This is a genomic window from Desulfovibrio piger ATCC 29098, from assembly GCF_000156375.1.
Taxonomy (GTDB): domain Bacteria; phylum Desulfobacterota; class Desulfovibrionia; order Desulfovibrionales; family Desulfovibrionaceae; genus Desulfovibrio; species Desulfovibrio piger.
In genome coordinates, this window is sequence record NZ_DS996354.1 from 67233 (window position 1) to 94195 (window position 26963).

At 63.5% G+C, this 26963-nt stretch carries 24 protein-coding genes and 3 tRNA genes; 20 read left to right on the forward strand and 7 right to left on the reverse strand.

The annotated features are described in order from the left end of the window. Nucleotides 1–8 precede the first annotated feature (8 nt). Nucleotides 9–557, reverse strand: coding sequence for an HDIG domain-containing metalloprotein (locus DESPIG_RS02380; protein WP_006004595.1), 549 nt, complete (start codon nt 555–557; stop codon nt 9–11). A gap of 298 nt (nt 558–855) precedes the next feature. On the opposite strand from DESPIG_RS02380, the gene DESPIG_RS02385 reads away from it, so the two are divergent. Beyond that, a complete protein-coding gene (locus tag DESPIG_RS02385) occupies nt 856–1923 on the forward strand; it encodes a PSP1 domain-containing protein (protein WP_006004600.1) in 1068 nt (355 codons plus the stop codon). 12 nt (nt 1924–1935) lie between these two features. Continuing rightward, nucleotides 1936–3900, forward strand: coding sequence for a methionine--tRNA ligase (gene metG / locus DESPIG_RS02390; RefSeq protein WP_006004602.1), 1965 nt, complete (start codon nt 1936–1938; stop codon nt 3898–3900). A gap of 421 nt (nt 3901–4321) precedes the next feature. Here the strand turns inward: metG and DESPIG_RS02395 are convergent, their stop codons facing one another. Further along, nucleotides 4322–4516 (reverse strand): hypothetical protein, encoded by a 195-nt coding sequence (locus DESPIG_RS02395; protein ID WP_040369122.1) that lies wholly within the window; start codon nt 4514–4516, stop codon nt 4322–4324. 80 nt (nt 4517–4596) lie between these two features. On the opposite strand from DESPIG_RS02395, the gene DESPIG_RS02400 reads away from it, so the two are divergent. The 6 genes from DESPIG_RS02400 (at nt 4597) to DESPIG_RS02425 (ending at nt 9398) form a co-directional block, all read left to right on the forward strand. Beyond that, nucleotides 4597–5391, forward strand: a complete 795-nt coding sequence (locus DESPIG_RS02400; RefSeq protein WP_006004607.1) for an undecaprenyl-diphosphate phosphatase — start codon at nt 4597–4599, stop codon at nt 5389–5391. A 93-nt stretch (nt 5392–5484) separates the two neighbouring features. Next, a tRNA-Met gene (locus tag DESPIG_RS02405) sits at nt 5485–5561 on the forward strand. 380 nt (nt 5562–5941) lie between these two features. Next, nucleotides 5942–6018 (forward strand) — tRNA-Met (locus tag DESPIG_RS02410). 436 nt (nt 6019–6454) lie between these two features. Beyond that, complete coding sequence (locus tag DESPIG_RS02415) at nt 6455–7366, forward strand: tripartite tricarboxylate transporter substrate binding protein (protein WP_006004613.1); 912 nt, start codon at nt 6455–6457, stop codon at nt 7364–7366. Between the two features lie 63 nt (nt 7367–7429). Continuing rightward, complete coding sequence (locus DESPIG_RS02420) at nt 7430–7879, forward strand: tripartite tricarboxylate transporter TctB family protein (protein ID WP_006004614.1); 450 nt, start codon at nt 7430–7432, stop codon at nt 7877–7879. A gap of 10 nt (nt 7880–7889) precedes the next feature. Next, nucleotides 7890–9398 (forward strand): tripartite tricarboxylate transporter permease, encoded by a 1509-nt coding sequence (locus tag DESPIG_RS02425; RefSeq protein WP_006004616.1) that lies wholly within the window; start codon nt 7890–7892, stop codon nt 9396–9398. A gap of 189 nt (nt 9399–9587) precedes the next feature. Here DESPIG_RS02425 and DESPIG_RS02430 read toward each other — a convergent pair whose 3' ends face one another. The 5 genes from DESPIG_RS02430 to pyrR all read right to left on the reverse strand — a co-directional run bounded on the left by DESPIG_RS02430 (nt 9588) and on the right by pyrR (nt 13319). Then, nucleotides 9588–10493, reverse strand: coding sequence for an NAD(P)H-hydrate dehydratase (locus DESPIG_RS02430; protein ID WP_006004618.1), 906 nt, complete (start codon nt 10491–10493; stop codon nt 9588–9590). Continuing rightward, nucleotides 10481–11077 carry a putative Se/S carrier protein gene (locus DESPIG_RS02435; RefSeq protein ID WP_006004620.1) on the reverse strand — a complete coding sequence of 199 codons (597 nt, stop codon included), beginning with the start codon at nt 11075–11077 and terminating at the stop codon, nt 10481–10483. Before DESPIG_RS02435 ends, DESPIG_RS02430 begins: the two co-directional genes overlap by 13 nt. 47 nt (nt 11078–11124) lie before the next feature. Next, nucleotides 11125–11343: a sulfurtransferase TusA family protein gene (locus DESPIG_RS02440; protein ID WP_006004622.1), complete on the reverse strand. Its 219-nt coding sequence runs from the start codon at nt 11341–11343 to the stop codon at nt 11125–11127. After that, nucleotides 11343–12437: a YedE family putative selenium transporter gene (gene yedE / locus DESPIG_RS02445; RefSeq protein ID WP_006004624.1), complete on the reverse strand. Its 1095-nt coding sequence runs from the start codon at nt 12435–12437 to the stop codon at nt 11343–11345. The genes DESPIG_RS02440 and yedE overlap by 1 nt, the downstream gene beginning before the upstream one ends. A 345-nt stretch (nt 12438–12782) precedes the next feature. Continuing rightward, nucleotides 12783–13319 carry a bifunctional pyr operon transcriptional regulator/uracil phosphoribosyltransferase PyrR gene (pyrR, locus tag DESPIG_RS02450; protein ID WP_006004627.1) on the reverse strand — a complete coding sequence of 179 codons (537 nt, stop codon included), beginning with the start codon at nt 13317–13319 and terminating at the stop codon, nt 12783–12785. A gap of 120 nt (nt 13320–13439) precedes the next feature. Here pyrR and DESPIG_RS02455 point away from each other — a divergent pair, with 120 nt between their 5' ends. From DESPIG_RS02455 to DESPIG_RS02510, 12 genes are all read left to right on the forward strand, one after another. Next, nucleotides 13440–13766, forward strand: coding sequence for an IscA/HesB family protein (locus tag DESPIG_RS02455; protein WP_006004629.1), 327 nt, complete (start codon nt 13440–13442; stop codon nt 13764–13766). Nucleotides 13767–13937: 171 nt separating this feature from the next. Next, nucleotides 13938–14264 (forward strand): IscA/HesB family protein, encoded by a 327-nt coding sequence (locus tag DESPIG_RS02460; protein ID WP_006004631.1) that lies wholly within the window; start codon nt 13938–13940, stop codon nt 14262–14264. Nucleotides 14265–14440: 176 nt separating this feature from the next. Beyond that, on the forward strand, nt 14441–14761 hold the full coding sequence (locus tag DESPIG_RS02465; protein WP_081446798.1) for an IscA/HesB family protein: 321 nt from the start codon (nt 14441–14443) through the stop codon (nt 14759–14761). 211 nt (nt 14762–14972) lie between these two features. After that, nucleotides 14973–18431: a transcription-repair coupling factor gene (gene mfd, locus DESPIG_RS02470; protein WP_040369124.1), complete on the forward strand. Its 3459-nt coding sequence runs from the start codon at nt 14973–14975 to the stop codon at nt 18429–18431. 81 nt (nt 18432–18512) lie between these two features. Beyond that, entirely contained in the window at nt 18513–19451 is a 939-nt protein-coding gene (locus tag DESPIG_RS02475) for a SurA N-terminal domain-containing protein (protein ID WP_040369126.1), read from the forward strand. 75 nt (nt 19452–19526) lie between these two features. After that, complete coding sequence (locus DESPIG_RS02480; RefSeq protein WP_006004638.1) at nt 19527–20531, forward strand: helix-turn-helix domain-containing protein; 1005 nt, start codon at nt 19527–19529, stop codon at nt 20529–20531. Beyond that, a complete protein-coding gene (gene recO / locus DESPIG_RS02485; protein ID WP_006004640.1) occupies nt 20531–21283 on the forward strand; it encodes a DNA repair protein RecO in 753 nt (250 codons plus the stop codon). Before DESPIG_RS02480 ends, recO begins: the two co-directional genes overlap by 1 nt. 116 nt (nt 21284–21399) lie before the next feature. Then, nucleotides 21400–22278 (forward strand): glycine--tRNA ligase subunit alpha, encoded by an 879-nt coding sequence (gene glyQ / locus DESPIG_RS02490; protein ID WP_006004641.1) that lies wholly within the window; start codon nt 21400–21402, stop codon nt 22276–22278. Between the two features lie 3 nt (nt 22279–22281). After that, a complete protein-coding gene (glyS, locus tag DESPIG_RS02495) occupies nt 22282–24372 on the forward strand; it encodes a glycine--tRNA ligase subunit beta (protein WP_006004643.1) in 2091 nt (696 codons plus the stop codon). Nucleotides 24373–24516: 144 nt separating this feature from the next. Continuing rightward, on the forward strand, nt 24517–24786 hold the full coding sequence (gene rpsT, locus DESPIG_RS02500; RefSeq protein WP_006004646.1) for a 30S ribosomal protein S20: 270 nt from the start codon (nt 24517–24519) through the stop codon (nt 24784–24786). A gap of 68 nt (nt 24787–24854) precedes the next feature. Continuing rightward, nucleotides 24855–24931: transfer RNA gene (locus tag DESPIG_RS02505), tRNA-Arg, on the forward strand. Between the two features lie 318 nt (nt 24932–25249). Continuing rightward, complete coding sequence (locus tag DESPIG_RS02510) at nt 25250–26917, forward strand: sigma-54 interaction domain-containing protein (protein WP_147589143.1); 1668 nt, start codon at nt 25250–25252, stop codon at nt 26915–26917. The last annotated feature ends 46 nt before the right edge of the window (nt 26918–26963 follow it).

Genomic DNA, 26963 nt, shown 5'->3' on the forward strand with positions numbered 1-26963 from the left:
ATGCTCGGTTAGGCAGGCTGCGAGAAGCAGTCGCGCATGGCGGCGATGGAAAGGGCCAGGAAGGCATCCAGCGGCAGGCCCGCCTGTTCGCACTGGCGGATGTTGTCGCGGCAGACGCTGGCGGCAAAGGCCTTGTCCTTCATCTTTTTCTTGATGCTCTTGACCTCCATGCCTTCATAGCCCGTGGGACGCATCAGGGCGGCGGCGCTGATGAGGCCGGTGATGGTCTCGCCGCAGCGCAGGGCATAGTCGAAACGGGTCTCGGGCGCACAGCCGGTCATCTCGCCGTTGTGGGCGCGGATGGCGGTCAGGGCTTCTTCGGGCAGTTTGCCCTCCAGAAGGCGGGCGCCTTCCAGGCCATGTTTTTCCGGTGTGGCTTCCGTGGCGGGATAGTCCACATCGTGCAGCAGGCCGGTCAGGCCCCACAGCTCTTCATCTTCACCAAATTCACGGGCCAGTGCCCGCATGACGGCCTCGGAAGCGATAGAGTGTTGCAGCAGGCCTGCCTGGACATGGTTTTCCGCCAGCAGGGCCAGCGCTTCGTCTCGTGAAATCATGATGGTATTCTCCTTGTCACGATTCTAAAACAGGCAGAACTGCATAGCAAGGGAAAGCCCGGCTGTTCTGGAAAGGAAGCGCGCTGCACGGCAAGGGCGCAGGTGTCGCCATATGGCAGCGTTCCCCCGTATAAAATGGATCCGTGGAGCGGCGGCAGGGCAGGAAGGCGGCTGGCGGCGGGCGGAAAGGAAAAACATTTTTCGGCCCGTACCGGAGCGGGCCCTGCCTGTTGACAGCGGCCCGGATATGCCCGATGTAAAGAGATTCAGATAATCCCCGCAACAAAGATTGGAAACTATGCCAATATACGGTTTGCGCTTTCGCGCTTTGGGACAGACCCTGTACCATACGGGCCCTGCCGATCTGGCCGTGGGCGATCATGTGCTGATCGCGGCCGATCAGGGGCAGGCCCTGGCGCAGGTGGTTTCCGGTCCCTATGATTATGTGGCCGGTGTGGAGCCGGAGAGCCTGACGCCCATCGAGCGCCGGGCCACGGAAGAAGACCTGGCCGAGGGCCGCACCAACGAGAAACTGGCCCGTGAGGCCACGGAATTCTGCCGTCAGTGCATCCGTGACCGCCGCCTGGACATGAAGCTCGTGGATGTGGAGGTCTTTTTTGACCGCAGCAAGCTCATCTTCTACTTCACGGCGCCGGCCCGCATCGATTTTCGCGAGCTGGTCAAGGATCTGGTGCGCGAATACCGTGCCCGCATCGAGCTGCGCCAGATAGGCGTGCGCCACGAGACCCAGATGGTGGGGGCCGTGGGCAACTGCGGCATGGTCTGCTGCTGCCGCCGTTACCTGCGCAAGTTTGCTCCCGTGACCATCCGCATGGCCAAGGAGCAGAACCTGTTCCTCAACCCTGCCAAGATTTCGGGCATCTGCGGTCGCCTGCTCTGCTGCCTTTCCTACGAGCAGGAGAACTACGACCGCTTCCATCACAATTGCCCGCGTCTGGGCAAGAAGTACCAGACTACGCAGGGCACCATGAAGGTCCTGCGGGCCAATATGTTCCGCAATTCGCTTTCCGTGCTCAACGAGAACAACGAAGAACAGGAACTGACGCTGGAAGAATGGCAGGCCCTGGATCCGCATCGTCCCGAGCCCCATCCCAACAATGTCCAGCCCAAACAGGCGCAGCAGCCCCAGAAGGCGGCGCAGGGGGATGGCCTGCTGGTGGTCTCCGTCACGCCGGAGAACGTGGACGATCCCAATCTGTTCGCCGATGTGCTGCCGCCTGATGCGCCCCTGACCGCCGGGCCGGAAGCCCAGCCGCAGGCGGAAGCCGCCCCCGCAGAGAACAGCAAAAGTCGCCGCCGCCGTCGCCGCAAGTCGCAGCAACGGCAGGACGGCGCTGCCGAATAAACGGAGTCAGACGTGAAGAACTTTTACATCACCACCCCCATTTACTATGTGAATGCCAAGCCCCATCTGGGACATGCCTATACCACCATCGTGGCCGACTCCCTGTCGCGTTTCCACAAGACCCTGGGCGACAACACCATGTTCCTGACCGGTACGGACGAACACGGTGACAAGATCGTCAAGGCCGCCGAAAAGCAGGGCGTCTCCCCCAAGGAATTCGTGGACGGCATCAGCGGTCTGTTCCAGCAGCTGTGGCCGCATCTGGGCATCGAGAACGACGCCTTCGTGCGTACCACCGACGAAGACCACAAGGCCCGCGTGCAGCGCTTCCTGCAGCAGGTCTATGATGCCGGTGACATCTATTTCGGCGAGTTCGGCGGCCACTACTGCTACGGCTGCGAACGCTTCTATACGGAGAAGGAGCTGGAGAACGGTCTGTGCCCCCAGCACCTGACCAAGCCTGAGTTCATCAGCGAGAAGAACTACTTCTTCCGCATGTCCAAGTACCTGCCCTGGCTGCGGGAATACATCGAAAGCCATCCCGACTTCATCCGCCCCGAGCGCTACCGCAACGAAGTGCTGTCCATGCTGGAATCGGGCGCGCTGGAAGACCTGTGCATCTCCCGTCCCAAGTCCCGCCTGACCTGGGGCATCGAGCTGCCCTTCGACAAAGATTACGTCTGCTATGTGTGGTTCGACGCCCTGTTGAACTACATCAGCGCCCTGGGCTGGCCCGACGGTGAAAAGTACAAGACTTTCTGGCCCGGCGAACATCTGGTGGCCAAGGACATCCTCAAGCCCCATGCCGTGTTCTGGCCCACCATGCTCAAGGCCGCCGGCCTGCCCATGTACCAGCATCTCAACGTGCACGGCTACTGGCTGGTGCGCGATACCAAGATGTCCAAGTCCCTGGGCAACGTGGTCGAGCCGCTGGAGATGCGCCAGAAGTACGGTCTGGACGCCTTCCGCTATTTCCTGCTGCGCGAGATGCATTTCGGTTCCGACGCCTCCTTCAGCGAAGAAGGCATGGTGACCCGCATCAACGCCGACCTGGCCAACGACCTGGGCAACCTGTTCAGCCGCGTGCTGTCCATGACGGCCAAATACTTTGAAAGCAAGGTGCCCCAGCCCGGCGAATTCAGCGAGGACGACAAGGCCATCGTCGAGCTGTGCGCCACGGCCATGACCAACTATATCCAGCTGTTCGGCAACACCCAGTTCGCCCAGGGCCTGGATTCCCTGTGGGATCTGGTGCGCGCGCTCAACAAGTACGTGGACTCGCAGGCTCCGTGGACCCTGTTCAAGCAGGGCGACACCATGCGTCTGGGCACGGTCATGTACGTGCTGCTGTCGGCCATGCGCAAGGTGGCCCTGTGCCTGTGGGCCGTCATGCCCGATGCTTCCCGCACCCTGCTGGAACAGCTGGGCCAGCAGCCCGGCGAAGGCCCCGTGACCACCTCTCTGGAAGCCGAGGCCGGCAACTTTGACGGTCTGCAGCCCGGCACCGAAGTGGCGGCCAGCTCCAACCTCTTCCCGCGCATCGACGTCAAGGCCCTGCAGCAGGAAGCCCCGGCCGAAAAGGCCCTCAAGGCCAAGAAGGAAAAGAAGCAGGAAGCCCCCAAGGCCGCTCCTGCCGCCGAAGGCCAGAGCGGCGAGATCAGCTTCGACCAGTTCAAGGCCGTGGAGATGCGCGCCGGGACTGTGGTCGTGGCGGAAAAGCATCCCAATGCCGACCGCATCCTGCGCCTGGAGATCGACTTTGACGAAGGCCAGCCGCGCCAGATCCTGTCCGGCCTGGCTGACTACTACAAGCCCGAGGAACTGGTGGGCAAGCAGGTCATCGCCGTGCTCAACCTGGCCCCGCGCAAGATCCGTGGCCTCATGTCCAACGGCATGGTGCTGACCGCGGAAAAGGACGGCAAACTCTCCGTCCTGACGCCTGCCGCGCCCGTGCCCAACGGCAGCCAGATCGCCTAGGATAAACGATGTTCGACAAGGGCGGGGCGGGCTTTTTTGCCGGTGGCAAGAAGGCGCTCCCTTCCCCGTGCTCTTTCTTTTCCCACACCCGTAGGGAGGAACAGGGGAGAGCGGCGGGGAACCGCCCGGACAGAGACAAAAAAGCTCCCCCGTCCGCAAGGGATGGGGGAGACTGGAACAAGGGGAGTACGACCAGCAGGCCGCCTTCCCTTTTTTCATACCTCGCGGCATGATGCGTGCGGCGGGGATTGCAATGCCCGGCGTTTCCGTCTATAGGCTGGCCGCGGGCGCCGGTGCTGCCGGGCCCCCTGGCGGGATGGGCTATTGCCATGCGGGAAGAGCGGCATCCCGTTCCGGGCTCCCGGAAAGGACGGCAAGCCGTCCCGTACGGGCTTCAGGCGCTGTTCAGGAAAGGCGGTGCCTATTCGCTCTTTTCCTGCGTATTGGGATCGAACAGGCGGCCCAGTGCCGCCGCGTCCAACGGGTTGAGGTTGAAGCGCATCCCGGCTTCATCCAGAAGGGCGGCCAGGGATTTTTCAGGATACAGGGCGCGCTGTTCCGCCAGCCAGGCGGCAGCTCGTCGTACCAGTTCCGAAGCGGGCATGATGGTGGCCATGGCGTTCTCCTTTTTGTGGGATACCTTAGCCGAGTCCGTTTCGGGAAACAACGGGTCTTCGGATCCAAAGGACGGCATATATGGATAATTTGTGGGTTGCGTTCATCCTCAGCATCGTGGAAGGGCTGACGGAATACCTGCCGGTCTCGTCCTCGGGCCATCTGGTGCTGGTGGGCGATCTGCTCAATTTCAGCGGTGAAAAGGCTGCGACCTTCCAGGTGGTCATCCAGCTGGGGGCCATCATGGCGGTGGTCGTCCTTTACTGGGGGCGTTTCTGGGGCCTGCTGCGGCCGCAACAGGGCGTGCCCTTTGCCGGGCTGCGCGGCATCTGGATGCTTTTCCTCACCTGCGTGCCCGCCTGTGTGCTGGGCCTGCTGCTGCATTCCCAGATCAAGAGCCTGTTCACGCCGAGCATGGTGCTGATCCCCTTCGTCATCGGCGCGTTATTGATGATCTTTGTGGAACGCCGCCAGTTCCATCCCCGCTATGAGACCCTGGACGACATGACGCCCGGCCTGGCCTTCGGCATCGGCTGCTTCCAGTGCCTGGCCCTGTTCCCCGGCTTTTCCCGTTCGGCGGCCACCATCATGGGCGGCATGATCCTGGGGGCCCGCCGTCCGCTGGCGGCCGAGTATTCGTTCATCGCCGCCGTGCCCATCATGGTGGCGGCCACGGGCTTTGACCTGCTCAAGAGCCTGCACCTGTTCACCGCGGCGGACATCCCCTTCTTTGCCGTGGGCATGATCGGTTCCTTCATTTCCGCACTGATCGCGGTCAAGGCCTTCGTGAGACTGGTGGGCCACATGACCCTGGTGCCCTTTGCCGTGTACCGCCTCCTGCTGGCTCCCTTTATCTGGTATTTCATGGTGCATTAAAAAAATTGGGGAAATCCCCAAAAAATGCTTGCCAAAGGGGAGCAACTTCTGTAGATACATCTCTGCGTTGAGTGGGACACGAAACGCCATTACGGCAAGGTAGCTCAGTTGGTCAGAGCATGCGGTTCATACCCGCAGTGTCGGGGGTTCAAATCCCTCCCTTGCTACCAGAACATGACAGGAAGCCCGGGAATATCCCGGGCTTCTTTTGTTATGGGCTCCACCTGTCGTGTGTTTTTCCATGCCGGATAACGGCCCGCCTGTGGGCGAACTGGCCGGCGGTTGAGGGAAAGCCCCGGAAATGATGTCTTTGCTGCGGAACGTCCTTCATGCGGCGATCGGCCCCTGACGGATCGCGGTGGTTCCGGGATGGACGAAGACGGCAGTGGGCTCCGGCAGGGGCGAGGAGATGCTGCTGTCCCTTGCACAGGGTATGCCCTTTTGGGAGGATTTTCTTCTTTGCCGGGAGAAAATGCAGAAAATACTTGCCAAAGGGGAGCAAGTTCTGTAGATGCATCTCTGCGCTGTGGAAAATCCACGGATGCCCTATGGCAAGGTAGCTCAGTTGGTCAGAGCATGCGGTTCATACCCGCAGTGTCGGGGGTTCAAATCCCTCCCTTGCTACCAGAAGATTCAAGCGGTTCGGGTCTGTCCCGGGCCGCTTTTTTGTTATGGCCTGAGCCTGCTGAGCGCCTCGGCGCACAATGGACGCCTGCCGCGCGGCGTTTTTTGATCTTGCGTCCGCCCTGGATATCCGGTGTCACGCTGTGTTGCCGGGCAAGGGGCTCTGCATGCCTGCCGCATGGTCCCGGATCGAAGCGGAAGCAGAGCGGGGCGATCCGCTCCGGCAAGACGCATGACCACATGGCGGAAGCCGGCGGGATCCGGGGAATATCCGTGCAACCCCCGCGAAAAAGAGGCATTCCTTGACGCCATCAGGGCAAGGCGGTAAGGGGAAACGGACGCTTGTCACCCAAATGTCACCAAAGCGCCACAGTTCGACAGATCTTTGAGGAGGAAACATGAAAAAGATCCTTGCTTTCCTGGTCATGGCCTGCTGGCCATGCCGCTGGCAGCTTCTGCGTGGACCCCTGACGGCGATGTGACCGTCATCGTGGCTTACAAGGCCGGTTCCGGCACGGATACCGGTGCGCGCCTGCTGGCTTCCCAGGCCGAAAAGTATGTGGGCAAGACCCTCATCATCAACAACCTGCCCGGCGGCGACGGCAAGATCGGCTGGACCGAGCTGGTCAACTCCAAGCCCGACGGCCGCACCATCGGCTTCATCAACCTGCCCACCTTCACCACCCTGGCCGTGCAGCCCGGTTCCACCTTCGCCGTCAGCGACGTGGTGCCCGTCTGCAACCAGCTGAGCGAGACCGGTGTGGTGGTCGTGCGCGCCAACAGCCCCTGGAAGAGCCTCAAGGAACTGGTGGATGCCTGCAAGGCCAAGGGCAACCTGCGTTGCTCCACCAACGGTGTGGAAGCTTCCAACCATACCGCTGCCCAGCTGCTGGCCACTTCCGCCGGCTTCGATTACAAGGCCATCCCCTACGGCGGTACCGCCGACCAGCTGCTGGCCCTGCGCCAGGGCGAAGTGCACTTCTCCTGCGCTAAGGTGGCCGACGTGGCCGCCCTGTGCAGTGGTGACAAGCCCGAACTGCGCATCCTGGGCGTGTTCAACACCGCCCGTCTGCCCGAATATCCCGACGTGCCCACCCTGGGCGAGCTGGGCTACTACAAGGAATGGTACGGTTCCGCCCGTGCGCTGGTGCTGCCCAAGGGCACCCCGCAGGAGATCGTGGACTTCTATGTGGAAGCCTTCCGCAAGACCATGCAGGATCCCGCCTGCATCGAGGCTCACCAGAAGGCCGGCATGAGCCTTGATTTCAAGGACAACAAGCAGCTGGCCGAACTCATCGCCGCGCAGGAGATCTTCTGCCGCGACGTGGTCTCCAAGCTGTACAAGAAGTAATCTCTGTCATGTCCCGGCGGGGAAGGGCGACCTTTCCCGCCGTTTTCCATTCAGGCGGTCCGTATGAAACGATCCGATATCGGCGTGACGGCACTGGTGTATGCCTTCACGCTCTTTTTTCTGTACATGACCCTGGAACTGCCGCCGGACGCGCAGACTTATCCCCTCTGCCTCATCGCCGGCCTGCTGGTCCTCAATACCTGCTATCTGGTGCGCTGCCTGTGGCAGCTGCGCCGCCAGGCGGGCATCCACAATGATCTGCCCGATCTGTTCGCGGGCTTCCAGTGGAAGCAGTTCGCCTTCATCTGCCTGGGCTGCGTGGGCTACATGCTGCTCATGTATGTGGCGGGCTTCTATATCGCCAGCATCTGCTATCTTGTGGGCACGCTGGCCTTTTTGCGTGTCCCGCGCTGGCATATCGTGCTGACGGTAGTGGTCATGGCCGCGCTCATCTACGCGGTGTTCACGCTTTTCCTCAAGGTCCCGCTGCCTGTGGGCCTGCTGTTCAAGTAAGGGGATCGTCATGACGGATACTCTGGCTCTCATGGCTGCAGGCTTCATGCATGCCATCTCGCCCATCAATCTGCTGGCCATGCTGGCGTCCACCATCGTGGGCATCACCATCGGCTGTCTGCCCGGCCTTTCCGCCGCCATGGGCGTGGCCCTGCTGCTGCCCGTCACCTTCGGCATGGATCCGGCCACGGGCCTGATCGTGCTGGGCGGCATCTACTGCGGTGCCATCTTCGGCGGCTCCATCAGCGCCATCCTCATCCATACGCCCGGCACGCCCGCCTCGGCGGCCACCGCCATCGAAGGTTACCAGCTCACCCTGCGCGGCAAGGCGGCCAAGGCCCTGTTCACGGCCTGCTTCGCCTCCTTCTGCGGCGGCCTTCTGAGCTGCATCTCGCTGTATTTCTTCTCTCCGCTGCTGGCCCAGCTGGCCATGAAGTTCAAGAGCCCGGAATATTTCTGGCTCTCGCTCTTCGGCCTGACCATCATCGCGGGCGTGTCGTCCAAGTCCATCCTCAAGGGCCTCATCTCCGGCGGCATCGGTCTGCTCATCTCCACCATCGGCATGGACCCCATGGAAGGGGTGCCGCGCTTCATGTTCGGGCAGACCACGCTGTATAACGGCGTCAACACCACCTGCGCCCTCATCGGCCTGTTCTCCATGTCGCAGGTGCTCATCCTGGCGGAAAAGCGCATCGTGCAGCGGCCCAAGGCTTCGGCCATGACCGACCGCTTCGGTTTGAGCAAGGCGGAATACAAACGCATCTCGCCCACCATCATCCGCTCGTGGCTCATCGGCAACATCGTGGGCATCCTGCCCGGTGCGGGTGCCTCCATCGCCTGCTTCATGGGCTACAATGAGGCCCGCCGCTTCTCCAAGCACAAGGATGAGTTCGGCAAGGGCTCCATCGAAGGCGTGGCGGGTTCCGAAGCCGCCAACAACGCCGTGACCGGCGGTTCGCTCATCCCCACCCTGACCCTGGGCATCCCCGGCGAGTCCGTGACCGCCGTGCTCATGGGTGGCCTCATCATCCACGGCCTGCAGCCCGGACCGGAGCTGTTCACCACCTATGCCGGCATGACCTATACCTTCTTTGCCGGTTTCGTGCTGGTGCAGTTCTTCATGCTGGGCGTGGGCATGCTGGGCTGCAAGGGCTTTGCCCAGATCTCCCGCCTGTCCGATGCCATCCTCATCCCGTCCATCTTCCTGCTGTGCGTGGTCGGCTCCTATGCCATCCACAATAACGTGGTGGAAGTGGTCATCATGCTCATCTTTGGTGTCATCGGCTATCTGGCGCGCAAGTTCGATTTCAATGCCGCCGCCATCGTGCTGGGCCTGATCCTCGGTCCCATCGGCGAACGTGGTCTGCGCCGCTCGCTGCTCATCAGTGACGGTGACCCGTCCATCCTCTTCTCCACGTCCCTGTGCTGGATCTTGATCGCCCTGTGCGTGCTGGGCGTGCTGTCGCCCCTGCTCATGGAACGCATGGAACGCCGTATGCGCGAAAGCGCCGAAAGCTAGCCACCAGGCACGGCCGGGCTCTTCGGATGGTCCCGGCATGGAACGATCTGTAAACAAAGACGGCGGATACTCCCATGGGAGCATCCGCCGTCTTCTTTTGGGGTGTGTTGTCGGGGAACGATGTCCGGATACGGGGAAAGATGGCCACGATGGCGCTTTCCGCCGGTTTCGGGATAGTTTTGAAAAGGCTCAGGCCCGTCCCAGGGCGAGGATCTCATCCTTGCTGCGGGGCAGGATCTCGGGCAGGGCGGTGATGAGGCGGCTCACCGGTGTGGACGGATCGGGCCGGCAATGGGCGGCCAGCAGACGGGCCAGACGTGCGGCGGCCAGAGCGGCCGTGGCTGTGGACAGACCGGCGCACAGCAGGCCGGTGACGAGGCCGGTCACGATGTCGCCGGTGCCGCCGATGCATTCCATGGCCGGGACCGAGGGACTGTCCACCACGGCGTGGAGGTGGCCTTCATGGATGATATGGTCGGCCTTGCCCTTGATGATCAGATTGGCGGGGCAGTTGCCGTGCTCCTGTGCCCGGGCCAGCAGTACGGGGATGTTCTGCTCCTCGGCCAGCAGGAAGCCGCGCGTATAGAAGGGGTGGGGCGCTTTTTCATCCGCCAGGAAGGCCAGTTCGCCCACGTCCGGGGTGAACAGTTCGTAGGCATCGGCATAGCCGCTCATTTTGGCCACATACATGAAGCCCGCATCGGCCACCATCAGGGGCGCGTTTTCCAGCTCCCGGACAGCCAGCAGCAGACGGTTGTGCCAGTCCACATCGGGGAAGAGATAGTGGAAGGTCAGACCGCGCGGAGCCAGGCCGGGCAGGGCTTTTTCCAGCCAGGCATAGAGCTGGCGGCTGCCGGAACCGGAGCCGGTATCTCCGGCCAGCAGCAGGGCAGGGGGCGTACAGCCCAGGGCCGTGCAGGTCTGCAGGGCCGTGGCGGCCAGGGCCGCGGTGCCCCGTTCCACAGGTACGGTGCGGCCGTCGGGCAGGTGCAGGCCCGCTTCCGAAAGGCTGGCGGCACGCGGGGCAGAGCCTTCCCGCTCCGGTACCAGCAGGGAAAAATCAGGGTCGGGGATGGTTCCGGCTATGATCCACATGCGAGCTGTCTCCGTATCTCCTCAAAGGCTTTTTGCAGGCTGTAGCAGCACAGGGTCTGCCCCATGCTCAGCGGTTCGGGGGCCGTATCCAGCGTTTTGCCGCACAGGCAGTGGGCCAGCCAGGGCACGTCCGGACAACCGCCGCCGGAGATGTTGACGATGCGCCGGTCGCGGCAGTCCACCGTGATCTTCATGTTGGCCGCACGCACCATGAGCCAGTGCTCCAGACGGCTGGTCTGGAACAGGGACACGGGCTCCAGCAGCACGTCATGGGCGCTGACCACCTGTTCCGGTTCCAGATCGGCCGCTTTCAGGCTGGCCAGCACAGCGGCCTGGCGGATGAGCGGGAAGGCCACCACCATGTCGCAACCGGTGCGCATTTGCGGGGGCGGGCCCTTGACGTCCACGTCAAAGCCCTGCTGCCGCAGCAGACGTTCGGCCCGGATGACGTCGCCCGTATGGGAAAAGGCCAGCAGCCCCCGGTCGGAAAGGGCGCGGGGGCCTGCATCGGCAGCGCTCTCTTTTTTGAACAGACCGCCCAGACGGCGGCCGAGAGAGGAAAAAAGGGAATACTTCGAGGTCATGCGTTTCCTGAAAAGGGGCGGCCGAAGCCGCCCCTGCACGGATCTTGTTAGGCCTGGCGGGCGATCTCCAGCCGCCAGATGCCGTTCTCTTCACTTTCCGTCACGCTGAAGCCGCTGTTGCGGGCTGCGCGGGTCACGTTCTCGCGGCTGGCTTCATTGTCCACCAAGACGGAGAAGGGGCCGTCGGGCTGCTTTTTGGCAGCGGTCAGGAACATCAGGACAGGCTGGGGGCAGGAGAGCCCGCAAGTATCGATAAGGGTCGCCATTACGCACCTCGCTTGCAATTGAAGAAACCGATGAGCAGGCAGACGGCCAGGCCGCCCAGGGCACCCAGCATGCCGTTGGGGCCGATGCCCGCCGTGCTGGAAGCCATGCCGAAGTTATGGGCACAGGCCGCGCCCACGATGAGGCCGACCACGAACACGGCCGCGTCATTGTCGCCCTCACCGGCCATGAAGAGCTGGCGGCCGGGGCAGCCGCCGGCCAGGGCAAAGGCCAGACCGGCCGTCACCATGCCCAGGAAGTTCCACAGGCCGTCGGTATGGGCCACGGGCTGTCCTTCGAAGCCGGGATGGAAGCCGCCGACAGCCAGATTGGCCACCAGCGCGGCGACCAGCATGGCCAGGAAGCCCAGGGCCAGATGCCACTGGTTGAACAGCAGGACGTCACGCACGGCGCCCATGGTGCAGAAGCGGCTGCGCTGGGCCAGGAAGCCCACCAGCAGACCGGCACCGAGCGAGAGCAGGAAGGGGGCGTGCATGGAGCCGGGGCCCTTGAGGGAGTAGAAGAGGACACCGCTCTGGGGCTGGCCTTCCATGGGCGGGTTGAACAGATAGACGGCGACCAGGGCAAGCATGATGCCGGGCAGGATCAGGCCGGATGCCTTGCTCTGGCTCTGGCTGCGGCCCAGGGAGAAGCCCATGCGGAAGAAGACCGTGCCCAGACCGATGCCGACCACCAGACCGGCCAGGCCGAACAGGGCGTTGGCGTCGCCACCGGCCAGACGCATGATGACGCGCCAGGGGCAGCCCAGGAAGACCAGGGCGCCGATGGCCGCGATGACGCCCAGCAGAAAGCGGACGGCCGGGGCGGAACCACCGCGGGCGCGGTATTCGCCAAAGCAGAGGGCGGCGGCCAGGGAACCCAGCACCATGCCCATGATCTCGGGGCGCAGGTACTGGACGATGGGCGCGCGATGCAGGCCCACGGCCCCCGCGATGTCGCGGTTGAAGCAGACCACGCAGATGCCCATGTTGCCGGGGTTGCCGGAGAACTGCAAAAAGACGGCGATCAGGCCGAGGATAAGGCCCGTGACCACGATGCCCGTGGTGGACGAGAAGAAATTGAAGCTGTTTTTCATGCGACCCCCCAAAGACGGGATGCGGCAAAAGTTGGAAAGATGCGCGCAGATCCGTGACGGACCTAGGGGATGGGGGACCGTGATATGGCGAAGGTCAAGGAATCAGGACATGCCGTCGGCGCGACCACCCCGCTGCGCTCCACACCGTGAAGCCGGTGATGTTGCGTCAGGTATGGTGCATGGGCATGGACGTGCTCCTTGGATCAGACAGGTCGTGATGGGATAAGGGCAGCCTAGGAAAAGAACAGGGGCGGGTCAAGTGCTTTTGGGGAAAAAGGGGACAGGTGCCGGACCGGGAGCAGGGCGGGCATAAAAAAAGGGGCATCCGGCGGATGCCCCTGACAGTCAGTTTTTGGCGGTCAGCAGGACCTCGTCCCGTCCGTCCCGTTCTTCCAGCAGCACGTCCACCTGCTCCTGAGGGCGGGTATCCACGCTGCGGCCGATGTAGTCGGCCTGGATGGGCAGTTCGCGGTGGCCGCGGTCCACGAGCACCAGAAGCTCCACCTTGCGGGGGCGACCGTAATCCAGCAGGGCTTCCAGGGCGGCGCGGATGGTACGGCCGCTGAACAGCACGTCATCGATGAGGATGATCTCCGCGTTGTCCACCGGGGCGGTGATGCGCGACTGGCCGATGTGGGGCTTGCCTTCCAGGCTCGTCCAGTCGTCACGGTACAGGTTGATGTCCAGCGTGCCCAGGGGCAGGGGGCGCTGCAGCTTTTGCTGCATCAGGGCGCTCAGACGGCGGGCCAGGTCGGCGCCGCGGCGTTCGATGCCCACCAGCATGACGCGCTCGCACTGCCCGTGCCGTTCCAGCACTTCGCAGGCAAGACGTTCCAGAATACGGGTCATTTCCTCTTTGTCCAGCAGCAATGTCGTGGGCATAATTCCTCCAGAAGTGATGTCTTTCCATACGCCTTTTTACCGGCGGAGAAAAGCCCCGCGAGCGATTGACAATCTTTGGGGCTGACCTTACATGTTACGGGCAACACTGGAGGTAGTGCCATGCTTACGTTGACCGATGCCGCCCAGAAGGAACTGGAAGGTTTTTTTGCCGACAGGGAAAAAGCGACCGTCCGCATCTACCTTGCCCCCGGCGGCTGCTCCGGCCCGCGCCTTGCTCTGGCGCTGGACGAAGCCGGTGAGAACGATACCCGGATCGAACAGGGCGGTTTTGCCTTCTGCATCAACAATGAACTTTTGCAGCAGGTGAAAAGCGTCAGTATCGATGCCAACTACCTTGGCTTTCTGGTGACCCCCGAAGTGCCCCTGCCGTCGTCGGGCGGCAGCGCCTGCGGCGGTTGCTGCGGTGCCTGCGGCAGCCACCAGTAGCCTTTTGCCGGGAAGGCGCGACATGTTCCTTCCCGTGTCATCCCTGCTCTGACGATACCTGTCACCTTCTGCGTCAACAGTTGCCGCACCGGCTCGGGCGCTGCCTTTGACGGCGCCTCTTCCCCTGCGGGATACGGGAAGTCCGGGACGCGGCATCGTCAAGGAGAAGGAATGATCGTTTTGTCCGAGAATGCCCGCAAGGAGCTGGAAGCCTACTTTGCGGACAAGGAACGCCAGACCATCCGTGTGTATCTCGCTCCCGGCGGCTGCTCCGGCCCCCGGCTCGTCCTGGCTCTGGACGAACCCGGGGACGAGGACGCCAGGTTCGAACAGGACGGCTTTGCGTTCTGTATCAACAAAGAATTGCTGCAACAGGTGAAGAGCGTCAGCATAGACTTGAGCTATCTGGGCTTCACCGTGACCCCCGAAGTGCCCCTGCCTTCGGCGGGCGGCAGTTCCTGCGGCGGTTGCTGCGGCAGCTGCGGCAGTCATCAGTAGTCCCTGTCCGGTGGGGCCGGCTGTCCCGGCCCGGCCGGTTTTGTCATAACAGAAGGTCCCGTCTTCTGTTTCCATCAACTGCCGTTACCGGCGGAGAGGGCCTGTTGCCCCAGGGCATCGGTCCCGGTTCCTGACGGGCAGGACGCTCCGCAGATACGGCCCAGAGAGGAATAGGAATGATCACTCTGTCTGAAAACGCTCGTAAAGAGCTGGAAGCCTACTTCGCGGACAAGGAACGCCAGTCCATCCGCGTGTTTCTTGCCCCCGGCGGCTGAAGCGGCCCGCGTCTCGCCCTGGCTCTGGATGAGCCTAACGCACAGGACAGCACCGAGGAAGTTGACGGTTTCACCTTCTGCATGGCCACCGACCTGGTGGCGCAGATCAAGGGCGTCAAGATTGATATGACCTACATGGGATTCACCGTGGATCCCGAGGTGCCGCTGGCCTCTTCCGGCAGCAGCTGCGGCAGTTGCGGCAGCAGCTGCGGCAGTCACTAGGCGGATCGTGATCCGTCGGCTGTCCGTGCGGGGAAATGTTCCCACACCGCCCGGGATGTGCATGCACGCATCCCCCCGGGTCGCTTGAAGCATGGCCCCCGACAGCTACGATAAGAGATCCCGCAAGGCGGCCTTCGGGCCGCCTTTTTTGAACCCTTTCCCAGGATTCGGCGTCGTTGGTGGCGTCGTTTTTGCTTTTCCGGCGGACAGTATGGCAGATATCCTTTCCCTGCTCTCAGGGCCGGCCGAGGCCCGACACTGGCAGCGCAGCGGCATGGCGTCCTGTTGCCGCCTTGCCTGCGCCGCGCTGGCCCAGGGACGCAGCAGCGTCATCCTGGTGCGCGACCGTGAGGAATACACGGCGGCGCGTGCACTGCTGACCCTTTTTTCTCCTTCGCTTTCCCTGGCTGACATGGCCCTTGATGTCCCTGCCTGGAAACTGCCCTTTGTCGCGCTCCCTGCCGGTCTGCTGCTGCGTCGCGACCGGGATTCCTGGGCAGGACGGCTGGCGGCCCTGTACGGCCTTGCCCAGGGCGGTCCCCGCTGCCTCATCCTGAGCACGGAAGCGCTGCTGCTGCGCCATGTGCCCCGCGATTTCTTTGCCGAGCACACGCTCGACCTGACGAGGGGCAGCGACTATCCCCCGGAGCTGATCCTCGATCAGGCCGTGGAGTGGGGCTACGAACGTGTCCCCCTGGTGACCCGACCGGGACAGATGGCCCGGCGCGGCGACATCTTCGACATTTTCCCGTCCGGCTATCCGCGTCCTGTGCGCATGGAATTTTTTGGCGATACCCTGGAAGAGCTGCGCTTGTTCGATGCCGAGAGCCAGCGCTCCCTGCAGGGCCTGGACGAGATGACCCTGCTGCCGGCCCTGCCTTTCGTGCTGGACGCACAGGGCCTGGCCGCGGCCCGCAAGCGCATGGATGCCCTGTTCGCCGGGGCGCGCATCAGCGAGAACGACTGCTACACCTTCAAGAAGACCCTGGATGCCGGCGGGCTGGGCCTGTTGCCGGGCGTGGTGCACGAAAAGGCCAGCACCATCGCGGACTGGCTGCCCGAGGAGCCGCTCTGGTTCCTGCCCGGCCAGGCGGACTGCGATGCGGCCCTGCACGGGACGGCCATGCAGCTGCGCGACCAGCTGGAAGAGGATGATGCGCCCCTGCCGCAGCCGTCCGCCCTGTGCCTGTGCGGCAGTCTGCAGGATCTGCCCTGGAAAAAGGACCGGCATTTTTATCTGGAGCCTCTGGTCATGGGCGTGGACGCCGTGGGGGACGACGTGCAGGAACGTCCGCTCCATGCCTTCACGGATCTTTTCCCCGTCCCCGGTGCGGCGGACCGGCCTTGGCAGCACCTGTCTGCCGGTCTGAAGGAATGGCAGAACCGGCGCCGTCAGGTGGTGCTGAGTTTTTCCTCGCAGCGCAGCCGGGCCAAGTTCCTCAAGCTGGCCGAGCAGGAAGGCATCACGCCTGCCTTGCGCTATGCGCCGGAGCAGCGCGGGCTGTTCGCCCTGGTCTCTCCCTGGCGCTCCGGTGCGGAACTGGTCTGGGACGATGTGCTCGTGCTGGGCGAGGACATCCTCTATCCGCGTGCGGAAAAGAAGACCCGCGCCTCCTCGCGCGCCTTCAAGGGGCTGGACAGTTTCGACGACCTCAAGGCCGGGGATCTGCTCGTCCACCGGGATTACGGCATCGGCCGGTTCGCCGGTCTGCATCATCTGGTGCAGGGCGGGCAGGGCAATGATTTTCTGCTGGTGGAATATTCCGGGCAGGACAGGCTCTATGTGCCCGTGGACCGTCTGGGGCTCATCCAGCGCTTCAAGGGCGGCGAGGGCGCGGAACCGGCCCTGGACCGTTTGGGCGGCGCCAGCTGGAGTTCCGGCAAGGAGAAGGTTCGCAAGGCCATCGAGAAGATCGCGGCCGACCTGGTGGAGATGTACGCCTATCGCAAGGTGGCCAAGGGCTTCCGCTACGATCCGCCGGGCGAGCTGTACCACGAGTTCGAGGCGACCTTCGGCTTTGAGGAGACCCCGGACCAGGCCCGGGCCATCGAGGACGTGCTGGCCGACATGGACAAGTCCGAGCCCATGGACCGCCTGGTCTGCGGTGACGTGGGCTTCGGCAAGACCGAAGTGGCCCTGCGTGCCGCCTTCCGCGCGGCCAGTGAGGGACGGCAGGTGGCCCTGCTGTGTCCCACCACGGTGCTGGCCGAGCAGCATTACCAGACCTTCCGGGCCCGTCTGGCCGGTTTCCCGGTCACGGTGGGCCTGCTGAGCCGTTTCGTGCCCCGTGCCCGCCAAAAGGAGGTCCTCAAGGCCGCGGCCGAGGGACAGATCGACATCTTGCTGGGTACGCACCGCCTGTTGTCCTCGGATGTTTCCCTGCCCAACCTCTCTTTGCTCATCTTGGATGAGGAGCAGCGCTTCGGCGTACGGCACAAGGAAAAGCTCAAGGCCCTGAAAAAGAACGTGGACGTTTTGACCCTGACGGCCACGCCCATCCCGCGTACCTTGCAGCTTTCCATGTCCGGCATCCGCGATCTTTCGGTCATCGAGACAGCGCCGCAGGATCGCAAGCCTGTGGCCACGGCCGTGCTGCGGCGAGATGACGCCACCCTGCGCACGGTCCTGGAACGCGAGCTGGCGCGGGAAGGCCAGGTGTTCTGGGTCTACAACCGTGTCCAGGGCCTGGAGCGCGTGGCCGAATACGTGCGCAAGCTGGTGCCTACCGCCCGGGTGGGCATGGCGCACGGCCAGATGTCGGAAAGCGAACTGGAAAGCAACATGCACAAGTTCTGGCACGGCGAGCTGGATGTGCTGGTCTGTACGGCCATCGTCGAGTCGGGGCTGGATTTTCCCCGTGCCAACACGCTGGTGGTGGACCAGGCCCAGCTCTTCGGCCTTGGGCAGCTCTACCAGCTGCGGGGCCGGGTGGGCCGCAGTGACCGTCAGGCCTACGCCTTCTTCGTGGTGCCCGATACGGAGCACCTGAGCGAAGTGGCCGAGGAGCGGCTGCGCATCATCATGGACATGGACTATCTGGGCGCCGGTTTTCAGGTGGCCATGGAAGACCTGCGCCTGCGCGGCGCGGGCAACATCCTGGGCGAGGTGCAGTCCGGCCATATGGGCCGGGTGGGGCTCGACCTGTATCTGGAGATGCTGGAAGAGGCCGTGGCCCGTCTCAAGGGCACGCCCGTCACCCAGGACGTGGAAACGGAACTCAATCTCGGCCTGCCTGCCCATATCCCCCAGTCCTACATCGAGGATGGCCGGGAGCGCCTGCGCTGTTACAAGGCGCTCACCTCGGCCACCAGCGGGGCGGCCCGTGAGGAAGTGGCCCTTTCCATGCGTGACCGTTTCGGCAGCTTCCCGCAGGAACTGGTCAATTTCATCGCCGTGCTCGACTTCAAGCAGTTCCTGAGCCACTTGCAGGTCCAGCGTGCGGACATCTATCTGGATCATGTCCGCCTGGTGTGGGGCGACGGTCAGACAGCCGTGCAGCCCGAACGCATCCTGCAGCTGGTGGCTTCCATGAAGGGGGCCCGGATGTTGCCCCCGGCGGCTCTCATGCTGCCCCTGCCGGCGGACAAGGACTTTGCCCAGGGGCTGCAGGGGCTGCGGCAGGCCCTGGAAGGCATCCGCACACCGGAATCCCCGGGCGGCACGGCCTAGGCCGCGGCGATTGCCAAAGAGGGAAATATTGGCTATTTTCGGCTGCTACTACAGCCTATGCGCATAACGGGAGAATTTGCCTTGAAAAAATCTGCCCTTTTGATCCTGATGGCATGGCTTTGCCTGGCCTGCACGGCCCAGGCTGCCCAGCTCAACAAAATTGCCGCGGTGGTCAACGGCCAGGTCATCACCATGTTCGACCTGCAGAAGGCCGCGCTGCCTGAACTGGGGCGTGCCCGTCTCAATCCCAATGACCCCAAGCAGGCCGACAAGGTCAATGTGGTCTTCCGCAAGGTGCTGGATTCCATGATCATGGACATCCTGCTGGAGCAGGAAGCCAAGCGCCTGAGCATCACGGCCTCCGACAGCGAGATCGATCAGGAACTGACCAAGATGATGAAGATGCGCCGCATGAACCGCGCCCAGTTCGAAGCCGAGCTGAAAAAGCAGGGCATGAGCGTGGACGAGCTGCGCAAGACCATGAAGACCAATATGCTGCGCCAGCGCGTCATGGGCGCCGAAGTGGGCCGCCGCGTGGTGGTGACCGATGACGAGATCCGCGCCTATTACGAAAAGCACAAGGACACCATGTATGATCGTAATGGTCTGCATATGGGCCTGATCGTCTACAACCCCAATGTCAACGCCAGGAGCATCGCGGCGCAGATCGCTTCCGGTTCCCTTTCGTTCGAAGAGGCTGCCCGCAAGTATTCCATCGCCCCTAACCGCGAAAAAGGCGGCGACATGGGCCCGGTGGAGTGGGGGCGTCTCAATCCCGAGTGGGAAAGCCGTCTGGAAAAGATGAAGCCCGGCGATGTGACCGACATCTTCACCGTGCAGGGCCACAAGGCCCAGGTGCATCTGTTCCGTCCCGGACAGAGCGGCCCCGGCCGTCCCATGACCTTTGAAGAAGCCCGGCCCGTCATCGACAACATCCTGCGCCAGCCCAAGGCCATGGAGCGTTTTGACGAATACTCCCAGCAGCTGCGCAACAAGGCCGTCATCGATATCCGTCTGTAAGACACAGCCTTCCGGCCGGAACCAGACGGGGAGACCCGGTCGGCAGATACCCGCTTTCCCCGTATCGAGGTTTGCATGACTTTTGAAGAACTGGGTGCGGCGCTGTGCGCGGAGCGCGAACGCCGTGGCCTGAGCCTTGATGATGTGGCCGCCCACCTGAAAATCAGCTCGCGGCTCATCCAGGCCCTGGAGAGCGGGGATCTTTCCGCTTTGCCCCATCCTGCCTACACCAAGGGCTTTTTGCGGGCCTATGCCTCGTACATGGCGCTGGATCCCGAAGCCGTGGCGGAAGTGGCGCACGCCCTGCAGCCCGCGGCGGCCACGGAATGCACCGTCATGGGGGGGGACGAGGGCCTGCGCAGCAATCCCGCCATCTTGCGGCACGGTGCCCGTCAGGGCATCGCGGGCTGGCTGCGTGTCTTCATCCTGCTCATCCTGGTGGTGGCGCTGGCCGGTGGTGGCTGGATGCTGTGGCAGCGGGGCGTGTTCAAAGAATTCACCGGCGGCAAGGAACAAAGCCTGCCGACCGCGGAGCCCGCGGCCGTGGCTCCTGCGCCCGAGCCGATGGCCCCGGCGCCTTCCGCCACGACGCCTGCCGCACCTGCGGCGTCCGTTCCGGCCGGTGGTCAGGCCGCTCCCGCCCCACAGGGCAATGGCGGCACGGCCGCCCCTGCCGGTGGTGTGGCTCCCGTGCCCGGCAGCGTGCAGCCCGAACGCAGTGCCGCGCCCGCGTACACGGGCATGATGGATACCCGGCCCGCGGAACTGACCTGGGGCCAGACGGCCAACGCGGCCACGGTCCAGGATACGGCCGCCCAGGATCCCTCCCTGCCTGCGGGCATGCACCGCGTGGTGGTGACCGGCATCGGCGAATGCTGGATGCGGGCCACGGTGGACGGGGAAGTGCGCCAGTTCTCGGTGCACAAGGGCGATATCATCACCCTGGAATTTGCCAAGGCCCTGGAAGTCAAGCTGGGCAACGCCGGCGGGGTGCAGGTCTCGTATGATGGGACGGAGCTGCCGGCTCCCGGTCAGGCCGGTCAGGTGAAGACCCTGGTCTTCCCGCCTGCCGCCAACTGATGGAATGGACCGACCAGGCCCTCGTGCTGCGCATGGGGGCCTTTCGTGAGTCGGACATCTGGCTCAAGCTGTTGTGCCGTGAACATGGCCTGCTGACGCTGTTCGCCTTTGGCGGCAGCCGCAGCAGGCGACGCTTTTGCGGCTGTCTGGACGTGCTGAACAGCCTGCAGTGCCGGGTCCGTTCTTCAAAGGACGGACGTTTCCTCAATCTTGAGGAGGCGGCCCTGCTGCAGGGGCCGCGCCTGTTGCGCCGCAACTGGCAGCGCATGGGGCTGGCGGCCAATTGCCTGCGCTTCGTGGAAGCCATGGGAGTAGGGGAGGACGCCGCGCCGGAAGCCTTCCTGCTGGTGGAGGATCTGCGCGCGGTGCTGGAGGCGGAAAAGGCCCCGCCCGTGCTCCTGCCCCTGTATTTCCGCCTGCGTCTGGCCGGGGCCCTGGGTTTTGCCCCTAACCTGGGGCAGTGCGGCCGGTGTGGCCGGGAGATCAGCGAGGATGCGCTCTTCGTGGTCGATGAAGGCCAGCTGCGCTGCTCGTCCTGTCGCAGCAGCCGCTTCGAGCTGGAGCGCTATGGTGTGGAGATCCCCGCACAGGGGCTTGACCTTCTGCGCCATGTACAGCAAAGTTTCCCGTCCGGGTGGCCGGACGGCGAGCTGTCGCCTCCGGTGCGGCGGGCCTGCGCCCGGGCCATCGATGGTTTTGTCCAGTACCATCTGGGCTTGGCCTGGGAAGGAAACTATTTTCGTCGGGTTTGAGTCTGCCCGTCCCGTCTGCGGGACGAAAGACGAACGAAGGGGACGCGTCGGACTGGCGGCGCCGTAGCTGACGCGAGCGTCGCGTCGTGCCGAAATGTGTTAAAAAAGGACTGCACATGTATTTTCAGGATGTCATCCTTACCCTGCAACGCTACTGGGCGGAGCAGGGCTGTGTCGTGGAACAGCCTTCAGGCGTGGAATGCGGGGCGGGGACGTTCAACCCCAACACCTTCCTGCGCGTGCTGGGCCCCGAACCCTGGAGCGTGGCCTATGTGGAACCCAGCCGTCGTCCCACTGACGGCCGCTACGGGGAAAATCCCAACCGCCTGCAGCGCTACTTCCAGTTCCAGGTCATCATGAAACCGTCTCCCGCCAATGTGCAGGAGCTGTATCTGGAAAGCCTGAACGCCCTGGGCATCAACCCCGCCCAGCACGATATCCGCTTTGTGGAAGACGACTGGGAATCGCCCACTCTGGGCGCCTGGGGCCTGGGCTGGGAAGTGTGGCTCAACGGCATGGAAGTGAGCCAGTTCACCTACTTCCAGCAGGTGGGCGGCATCGACCTGCATCCCATCAGCGTGGAACTGACCTATGGTCTGGAGCGTCTGACCATGTATCTGCAGGGCGTGGAATCCGTCTACGACCTGAAGTGGAACAAGAACGTGACCTACGGCCACATCTACCACCAGAACGAAGTGGAGCAGTCCAAGCACAATTTCGAGGCCAGCAACCCCGAGATGCTGCTGCGTCATTTCAATGATTTTGAAGGCCAGTGCAAGGCCATGCTGGAGCAGAACCTGCCCTGGCCCGCCTATGACTACTGCCTCAAGTGCTCCCACACCTTCAACCTGCTGGATGCGCGCGGTGCCATCTCCATCACGGAACGTGCCGGTTATATCGGCCGTGTGCGCGCTCTGGCTGCAGGCGTGGCCAAACTGTATGTGGCCCAGCGTGAAGAGCTGGGGTATCCGATGCTCAACACCGAGGCGAGGTAAGGCATGGCGACCTTTGTGCTTGAAATTGGCAGCGAAGAACTGCCTGCCCGTTTTTTGGCCGGCGAAGAAGCCGAACTGGCGGCCCGTTTCACGGCGGCCCTGCAGGAAGCCAGTGTGGAACACGGCGCCCTGCATACCATGAGCACGCCGCGTCGTGCCATCGTCATCATCGAAGACGTGAACCCCGTGCAGCAGGAGCGCGAGGAAGAAGTGGCCGGCCCGCCGGTGCGTGTGGCCTTTGCCGCTGACGGCAAGCCCACCAAGGCCCTGGAAGGCTTTGCCCGTACCAACGGCGTGAGCGTGGACGATGTGTACCGCATCACCACCGAAAAGGGTGAATACGTGGCCGTGCGCAAGCGCATCGGCGGCGCTGCCGTTGCCGATCTGCTGGCCGAGATCTGCCCCGCCGTCATCACCTCCCTGCCGTTCGGCAAGCGCATGCGCTGGGGCAGCAACACCCTGGCCTATGCCCGTCCGCTGCGCTGGATCGTGGCCCTGCTGGATGACGCCGTGGTGCCCTTCACCGTGGGCCCCGTGGCTTCCGGCCGTGAGACCATGGGCCACCGCATCCATGGTCATGGCCCCTTCAGCGTGGCCCATGCCAACGAGCTGCTGGCCGTGCTGGCGGACAAGGGCGGCCTGACGCCCGATGCCGCCGACCGCCGCAAGGTCATCGTGGAAGGTGGTGATGCCCAGGCTGCCGCCATCGGCGGCAAGGTGCTGTGGCGTGACGGCCTGCTGGGCGAAGTGCAGGGCCTGACCGAACATCCCGTGCCCCTGCTGGCCGACTTCGATCCTTCCTACCTGGAAGTGCCCCGTGAAGTGCTGCTCACCAGCATGGAAAGCCATCAGAAGAGCTTTGGCATCGAGGCCGCCGACGGCACCCTGATGCCGCACTTCCTGACCGTGCTCAACATCTCCCCCGAGGACATGAGCCTGGTCAAGCACGGCTGGGAACGCGTGCTGCGTGCCCGCCTGGAAGATGCCCGTTTCTTCTGGCATGCCGACCTGCGTGACAATTTCGACTACTGGCTGGAAAAGCTGGATCACGTCATCTTCATCGGCCGTCTGGGCACCATGGGCGAAAAGACCCGCCGTCTGGAGGCTCTGTGTCGCTGGCTGGCCGAGAACGTGGCCCAGGGCAAGGTGAGCGCCGAAGACGCCGCCCGTGCCGGCCGTCTGTCCAAGGCCGACCTGGTGACCGGCATGGTGGGCGAATTCGACACCCTGCAGGGCATCATGGGCGGCATCTACGCCGAGCGCAAGGGCGAGACCCCGGTGGTGGCCCAGGCCCTGCGCGAGCAGTATCTGCCCGCCGGTCCCGACAGCCCCGTGCCCGCCAGCCTGTGCGGCGCGCTGCTGTCCATGGCCGACAAGGCCGATACCCTGGTGGGCTGCTTCGGTCTGGGCATGATCCCCACCGGCGCTGCCGACCCCAATGCCCTGCGCCGTTGCGCTCTGGGCATCATCCGTATCGGGCTGGAGTTCGACCTGCACTTCGACATCCGTCAGCTGTTCGCCCGTGCGCATGAACTCTATGGTGACCGCCAGTGGAAGCTGGCCCCGCAGGAAGCCCTGGACAAGCTGCTGGACTTCTTCGCGGGCCGTGTGCGCAATTACTGGCAGAACCGTGGCGAAGACAGCCTGCTGGTGGATGCCGCCCTGGGCGCCGGTGTGGCTGATGTCTGCCAGTGCGGGGCCCGTCTGGCCGCCCTTGCCCAGTTCAGCAAGGAAGCCGGCTATGCCGAGGCCGTGCAGACCTTCAAGCGTGTGGCCAACATCGTCCGCAAGCAGGGCGCGGCTGAACAGCTTGCCGCTGCCTGGCAGGCTGACCTGCTGCAGGAAGATGCCGAAAAGGCCCTGGCCGCCACGCTGGATGATCTGCTGCCGCGTCTGGACAGCCTGTGGGAGGCCGGTGACCATACCGCCGCCCTCAAAACGCTGCTGGAAGTCCGTCCTGTGGTGGATGCCTTCTTCGACGGCGTTATGGTCATGTGCGATGATGCGGCGCTGCGCGCCAACCGTCTGGCCATGCTCAATGCCCTGGGCACCCGGTTTGCTCGGCTGGCGGATTTTGCCGCCCTGCAGATCTAAAATGTGGCAAGGGGCACCGCCCCTTGCATGAAAATGCGCCAATATGGCCGCAGAGCTTGACAGATATGTCATGCTCTGCTAAGAATCCGTCTTCACACGAAGGCACTATACCTGCATTGCAGGCCAAAATATCGGAGGAATACCGTGGCTAACCATAAGTCTGCCATCAAGCGTCATAAGCAGAGCCTGAAACACGCCGCCCGTAACCGCGCTGCCCGTACCCGCGTGAAGAACGCCGTCAAGGCTGTGCGCGCCGCCATCACCGGTAACGACAAGGAACAGGCCAGCAGCGCTCTGACTGTTGCCGCTTCCGTGCTGGCCAAGGCTGCCGGCAAGGGCGCCATGCACTGGAAGAAGGCTGCCCGCAAGCTGTCCCGCCTGTCTCGCGCCGTCAACGCTATCGACGCCCAGTAGTGCGGCTGCACCGGTCACCGTCATTTTTCCTTGACGGGCACGGCCGGGTAACGTAATATTTCAAACATGCGCTCGTAGCTCAGCTGGATAGAGCAACAGGCTACGAACCTGTAGGCCAGGAGTTCGAATCTCTTCGGGCGCACCATCACAAAAACAAGCGGTTGGCTGTCATGGCTGGCCGCTTTTTTTGTATTCCCAACGCATCATTCGGGGCTCCAGGATACCGCGGGCAGGTATCCCGGGGCTCGGCCCGTGCTGCCGCACCTTTCCTGGTACGGATGCCCCTTCTCGCATGCTCGGCATGTTCTCTCCCCAGGCATGAGCACAGACCGCACAGGTCTCTTGCTTCGAGTGCCGCTTCCGGTGGTCGCCGATGACCGGAAAAGGATACGGGACTGGTCTTCGGGAGCAGTGGAGACGGACCGGGATGTCCGCGGACAGCCGGAAAGGGGGAGTTCTGCGCATGAAACGACACCAAGAGACGCCGCCGGCGGATTCTTCCGCCCCTGATCAGGAAGGGGCGGCTTCCTGCACATCTCCTGTGCTGCCGCCGCATCGGCAGCGCGTGCGCGAAACGGTCAGCGAGCTACGTCTGCTGTTCGATCTTTCCCAGGTCATCGACCATTCCCGCGACATCAGCCACAGCCTGGAGGCGACGCTCTCCCTGATGGCGCAGCATCTGCACATGATGCGGGGCATGATCACCCTTGTCTCTCCCCATACCGGCGAGATCCGAATCGAGGTGGCCCACGGCCTGAATCCCGCCGAACAGCGGCGGGGCCATTATGCGCTGGGCGAGGGCGTTACGGGGCGCGTCATCCAGAGCGGCCAGCCCATGGTCGTTTCCAATGTTTCGGCCAGCCCCATATTTTTGAACCGTACCCGCTCCCGTGACCTGCAAAAGGATACCATCGCCTTCATCTGCGTGCCCATCAAATTCGAAGACGAGGTGCTGGGCGCCCTTTCCGTGGACCGGGTCTTTGCGGATGCCGTGACGCTGGAAGAGGATGAACGCATCCTGACCATCATCGCCTCCATGATCGCCCATGCGGCCCGGGCGCGGCAGAACGTCATGGATGAGCGCGTCGCGGCCATCGAAGAGAACATGCGCCTGCGCAATGCCCTGTCCGCACCATTACGTCCGCATGGCTTTGTCGGCAATTCCGACGCCATGCGCCTTGTCTATGAGCAGATCTCGCAGGTGGCGCCTTCCTCCACGACGGTGCTGCTGTATGGCGAAAGCGGCACGGGCAAGGAACTGGCCGCCCATGCCATCCATTCCGCCGGCAAGCGGAGCAAGGGGCCGTTCATCTCGCTGAACTGTGCGGCCCTGCCGGAAAACCTCATCGAAAGCGAACTGTTCGGCCATGAGAAAGGGGCCTTCACCGGTGCTTCGGGCATACGCAAGGGGCGCTTCGAGCTGGCGGATGGCGGGACGCTCTTTCTTGATGAAGTGGGGGAACTTTCCCTGCTGACGCAGGCCAAGCTGCTGCGCGTCCTGCAGGAACGCTGCTTCGAGCGTCTGGGCGGCACGGAGAGCCTGTCCGTGGACGTGCGCATCATCACGGCCACCAACAGGGATCTGGCCCGCATGGTGGAAGAGGGCACCTTCCGCCGCGATCTCTATTACCGTCTGAACGTTTTCCCCATCCACATGCCGCCCCTGCGCGAGCGGCAGAACGACATCCAGCCTCTGGCGGCTTATTTCGTGGACAAATACGCTGCGGCCAACGGACGTTCGGGCATCCGCATCTCGCTGGCCGTCATGGACATGCTGCAGCGCTATACCTGGCCCGGCAACATCCGTGAGCTGGAGAACGTCATGGAGCGTGCCGTGCTCCTTGTCGGTCAGGATGGTCTGATCCTGCCCCAGCATCTGCCGCGTGAACTGCACAGTACGCATTGTCCTTTCGGCCCTGCGGCGCACAAGGGCCCGGTGGAGCCCTATGCTGCCTCCGGCACGCTGCAGGATCGGCTCGACGAGCTGGAGCGCGCCTGCATCACGGATGCCCTTGCCCGTCATAAGGGGCACATGGGCCATGCGGCCCAGGCGCTGGGGCTCACGGAGCGTGTCATGGCCCTGCGCATGAAGAAGCATGGCATCAATTACAAGGATTTCCGCCAGCATTGATGCCGGGCTACGCCAGGAAGGGGAACCAGAGCTTTCCCTGTGTGCC

Excerpts from the sequence above, each read along its gene's own strand:
- glyQ (WP_006004641.1), top strand. The coding sequence starts at position 21,400 with ATGTATTTTCAGGATGTCATCCTTACCCTGCAACGCTACTGGGCGGAG.
- DESPIG_RS02425 (WP_006004616.1), top strand. The coding sequence starts at position 7,890 with ATGACGGATACTCTGGCTCTCATGGCTGCAGGCTTCATGCATGCCATC.
- DESPIG_RS02455 (WP_006004629.1), top strand. The coding sequence starts at position 13,440 with ATGCTTACGTTGACCGATGCCGCCCAGAAGGAACTGGAAGGTTTTTTT.
- DESPIG_RS02435 (WP_006004620.1), bottom strand. The coding sequence starts at position 11,077 with ATGACCTCGAAGTATTCCCTTTTTTCCTCTCTCGGCCGCCGTCTGGGC.
- DESPIG_RS02380 (WP_006004595.1), bottom strand. The coding sequence starts at position 557 with ATGATTTCACGAGACGAAGCGCTGGCCCTGCTGGCGGAAAACCATGTC.
- yedE (WP_006004624.1), bottom strand. The coding sequence starts at position 12,437 with ATGAAAAACAGCTTCAATTTCTTCTCGTCCACCACGGGCATCGTGGTC.
- DESPIG_RS02440 (WP_006004622.1), bottom strand. The coding sequence starts at position 11,343 with ATGGCGACCCTTATCGATACTTGCGGGCTCTCCTGCCCCCAGCCTGTC.
- DESPIG_RS02480 (WP_006004638.1), top strand. The coding sequence starts at position 19,527 with ATGACTTTTGAAGAACTGGGTGCGGCGCTGTGCGCGGAGCGCGAACGC.
- mfd (WP_040369124.1), top strand. The coding sequence starts at position 14,973 with ATGGCAGATATCCTTTCCCTGCTCTCAGGGCCGGCCGAGGCCCGACAC.
- DESPIG_RS02510 (WP_147589143.1), top strand. The coding sequence starts at position 25,250 with ATGAAACGACACCAAGAGACGCCGCCGGCGGATTCTTCCGCCCCTGAT.
- DESPIG_RS02400 (WP_006004607.1), top strand. The coding sequence starts at position 4,597 with ATGGATAATTTGTGGGTTGCGTTCATCCTCAGCATCGTGGAAGGGCTG.
- DESPIG_RS02385 (WP_006004600.1), top strand. The coding sequence starts at position 856 with ATGCCAATATACGGTTTGCGCTTTCGCGCTTTGGGACAGACCCTGTAC.
- DESPIG_RS02395 (WP_040369122.1), bottom strand. The coding sequence starts at position 4,516 with ATGGCCACCATCATGCCCGCTTCGGAACTGGTACGACGAGCTGCCGCC.
- DESPIG_RS02415 (WP_006004613.1), top strand. The coding sequence starts at position 6,455 with ATGCCGCTGGCAGCTTCTGCGTGGACCCCTGACGGCGATGTGACCGTC.
- DESPIG_RS02420 (WP_006004614.1), top strand. The coding sequence starts at position 7,430 with ATGAAACGATCCGATATCGGCGTGACGGCACTGGTGTATGCCTTCACG.
- DESPIG_RS02430 (WP_006004618.1), bottom strand. The coding sequence starts at position 10,493 with ATGTGGATCATAGCCGGAACCATCCCCGACCCTGATTTTTCCCTGCTG.
- glyS (WP_006004643.1), top strand. The coding sequence starts at position 22,282 with ATGGCGACCTTTGTGCTTGAAATTGGCAGCGAAGAACTGCCTGCCCGT.
- pyrR (WP_006004627.1), bottom strand. The coding sequence starts at position 13,319 with ATGCCCACGACATTGCTGCTGGACAAAGAGGAAATGACCCGTATTCTG.
- DESPIG_RS02460 (WP_006004631.1), top strand. The coding sequence starts at position 13,938 with ATGATCGTTTTGTCCGAGAATGCCCGCAAGGAGCTGGAAGCCTACTTT.
- recO (WP_006004640.1), top strand. The coding sequence starts at position 20,531 with ATGGAATGGACCGACCAGGCCCTCGTGCTGCGCATGGGGGCCTTTCGT.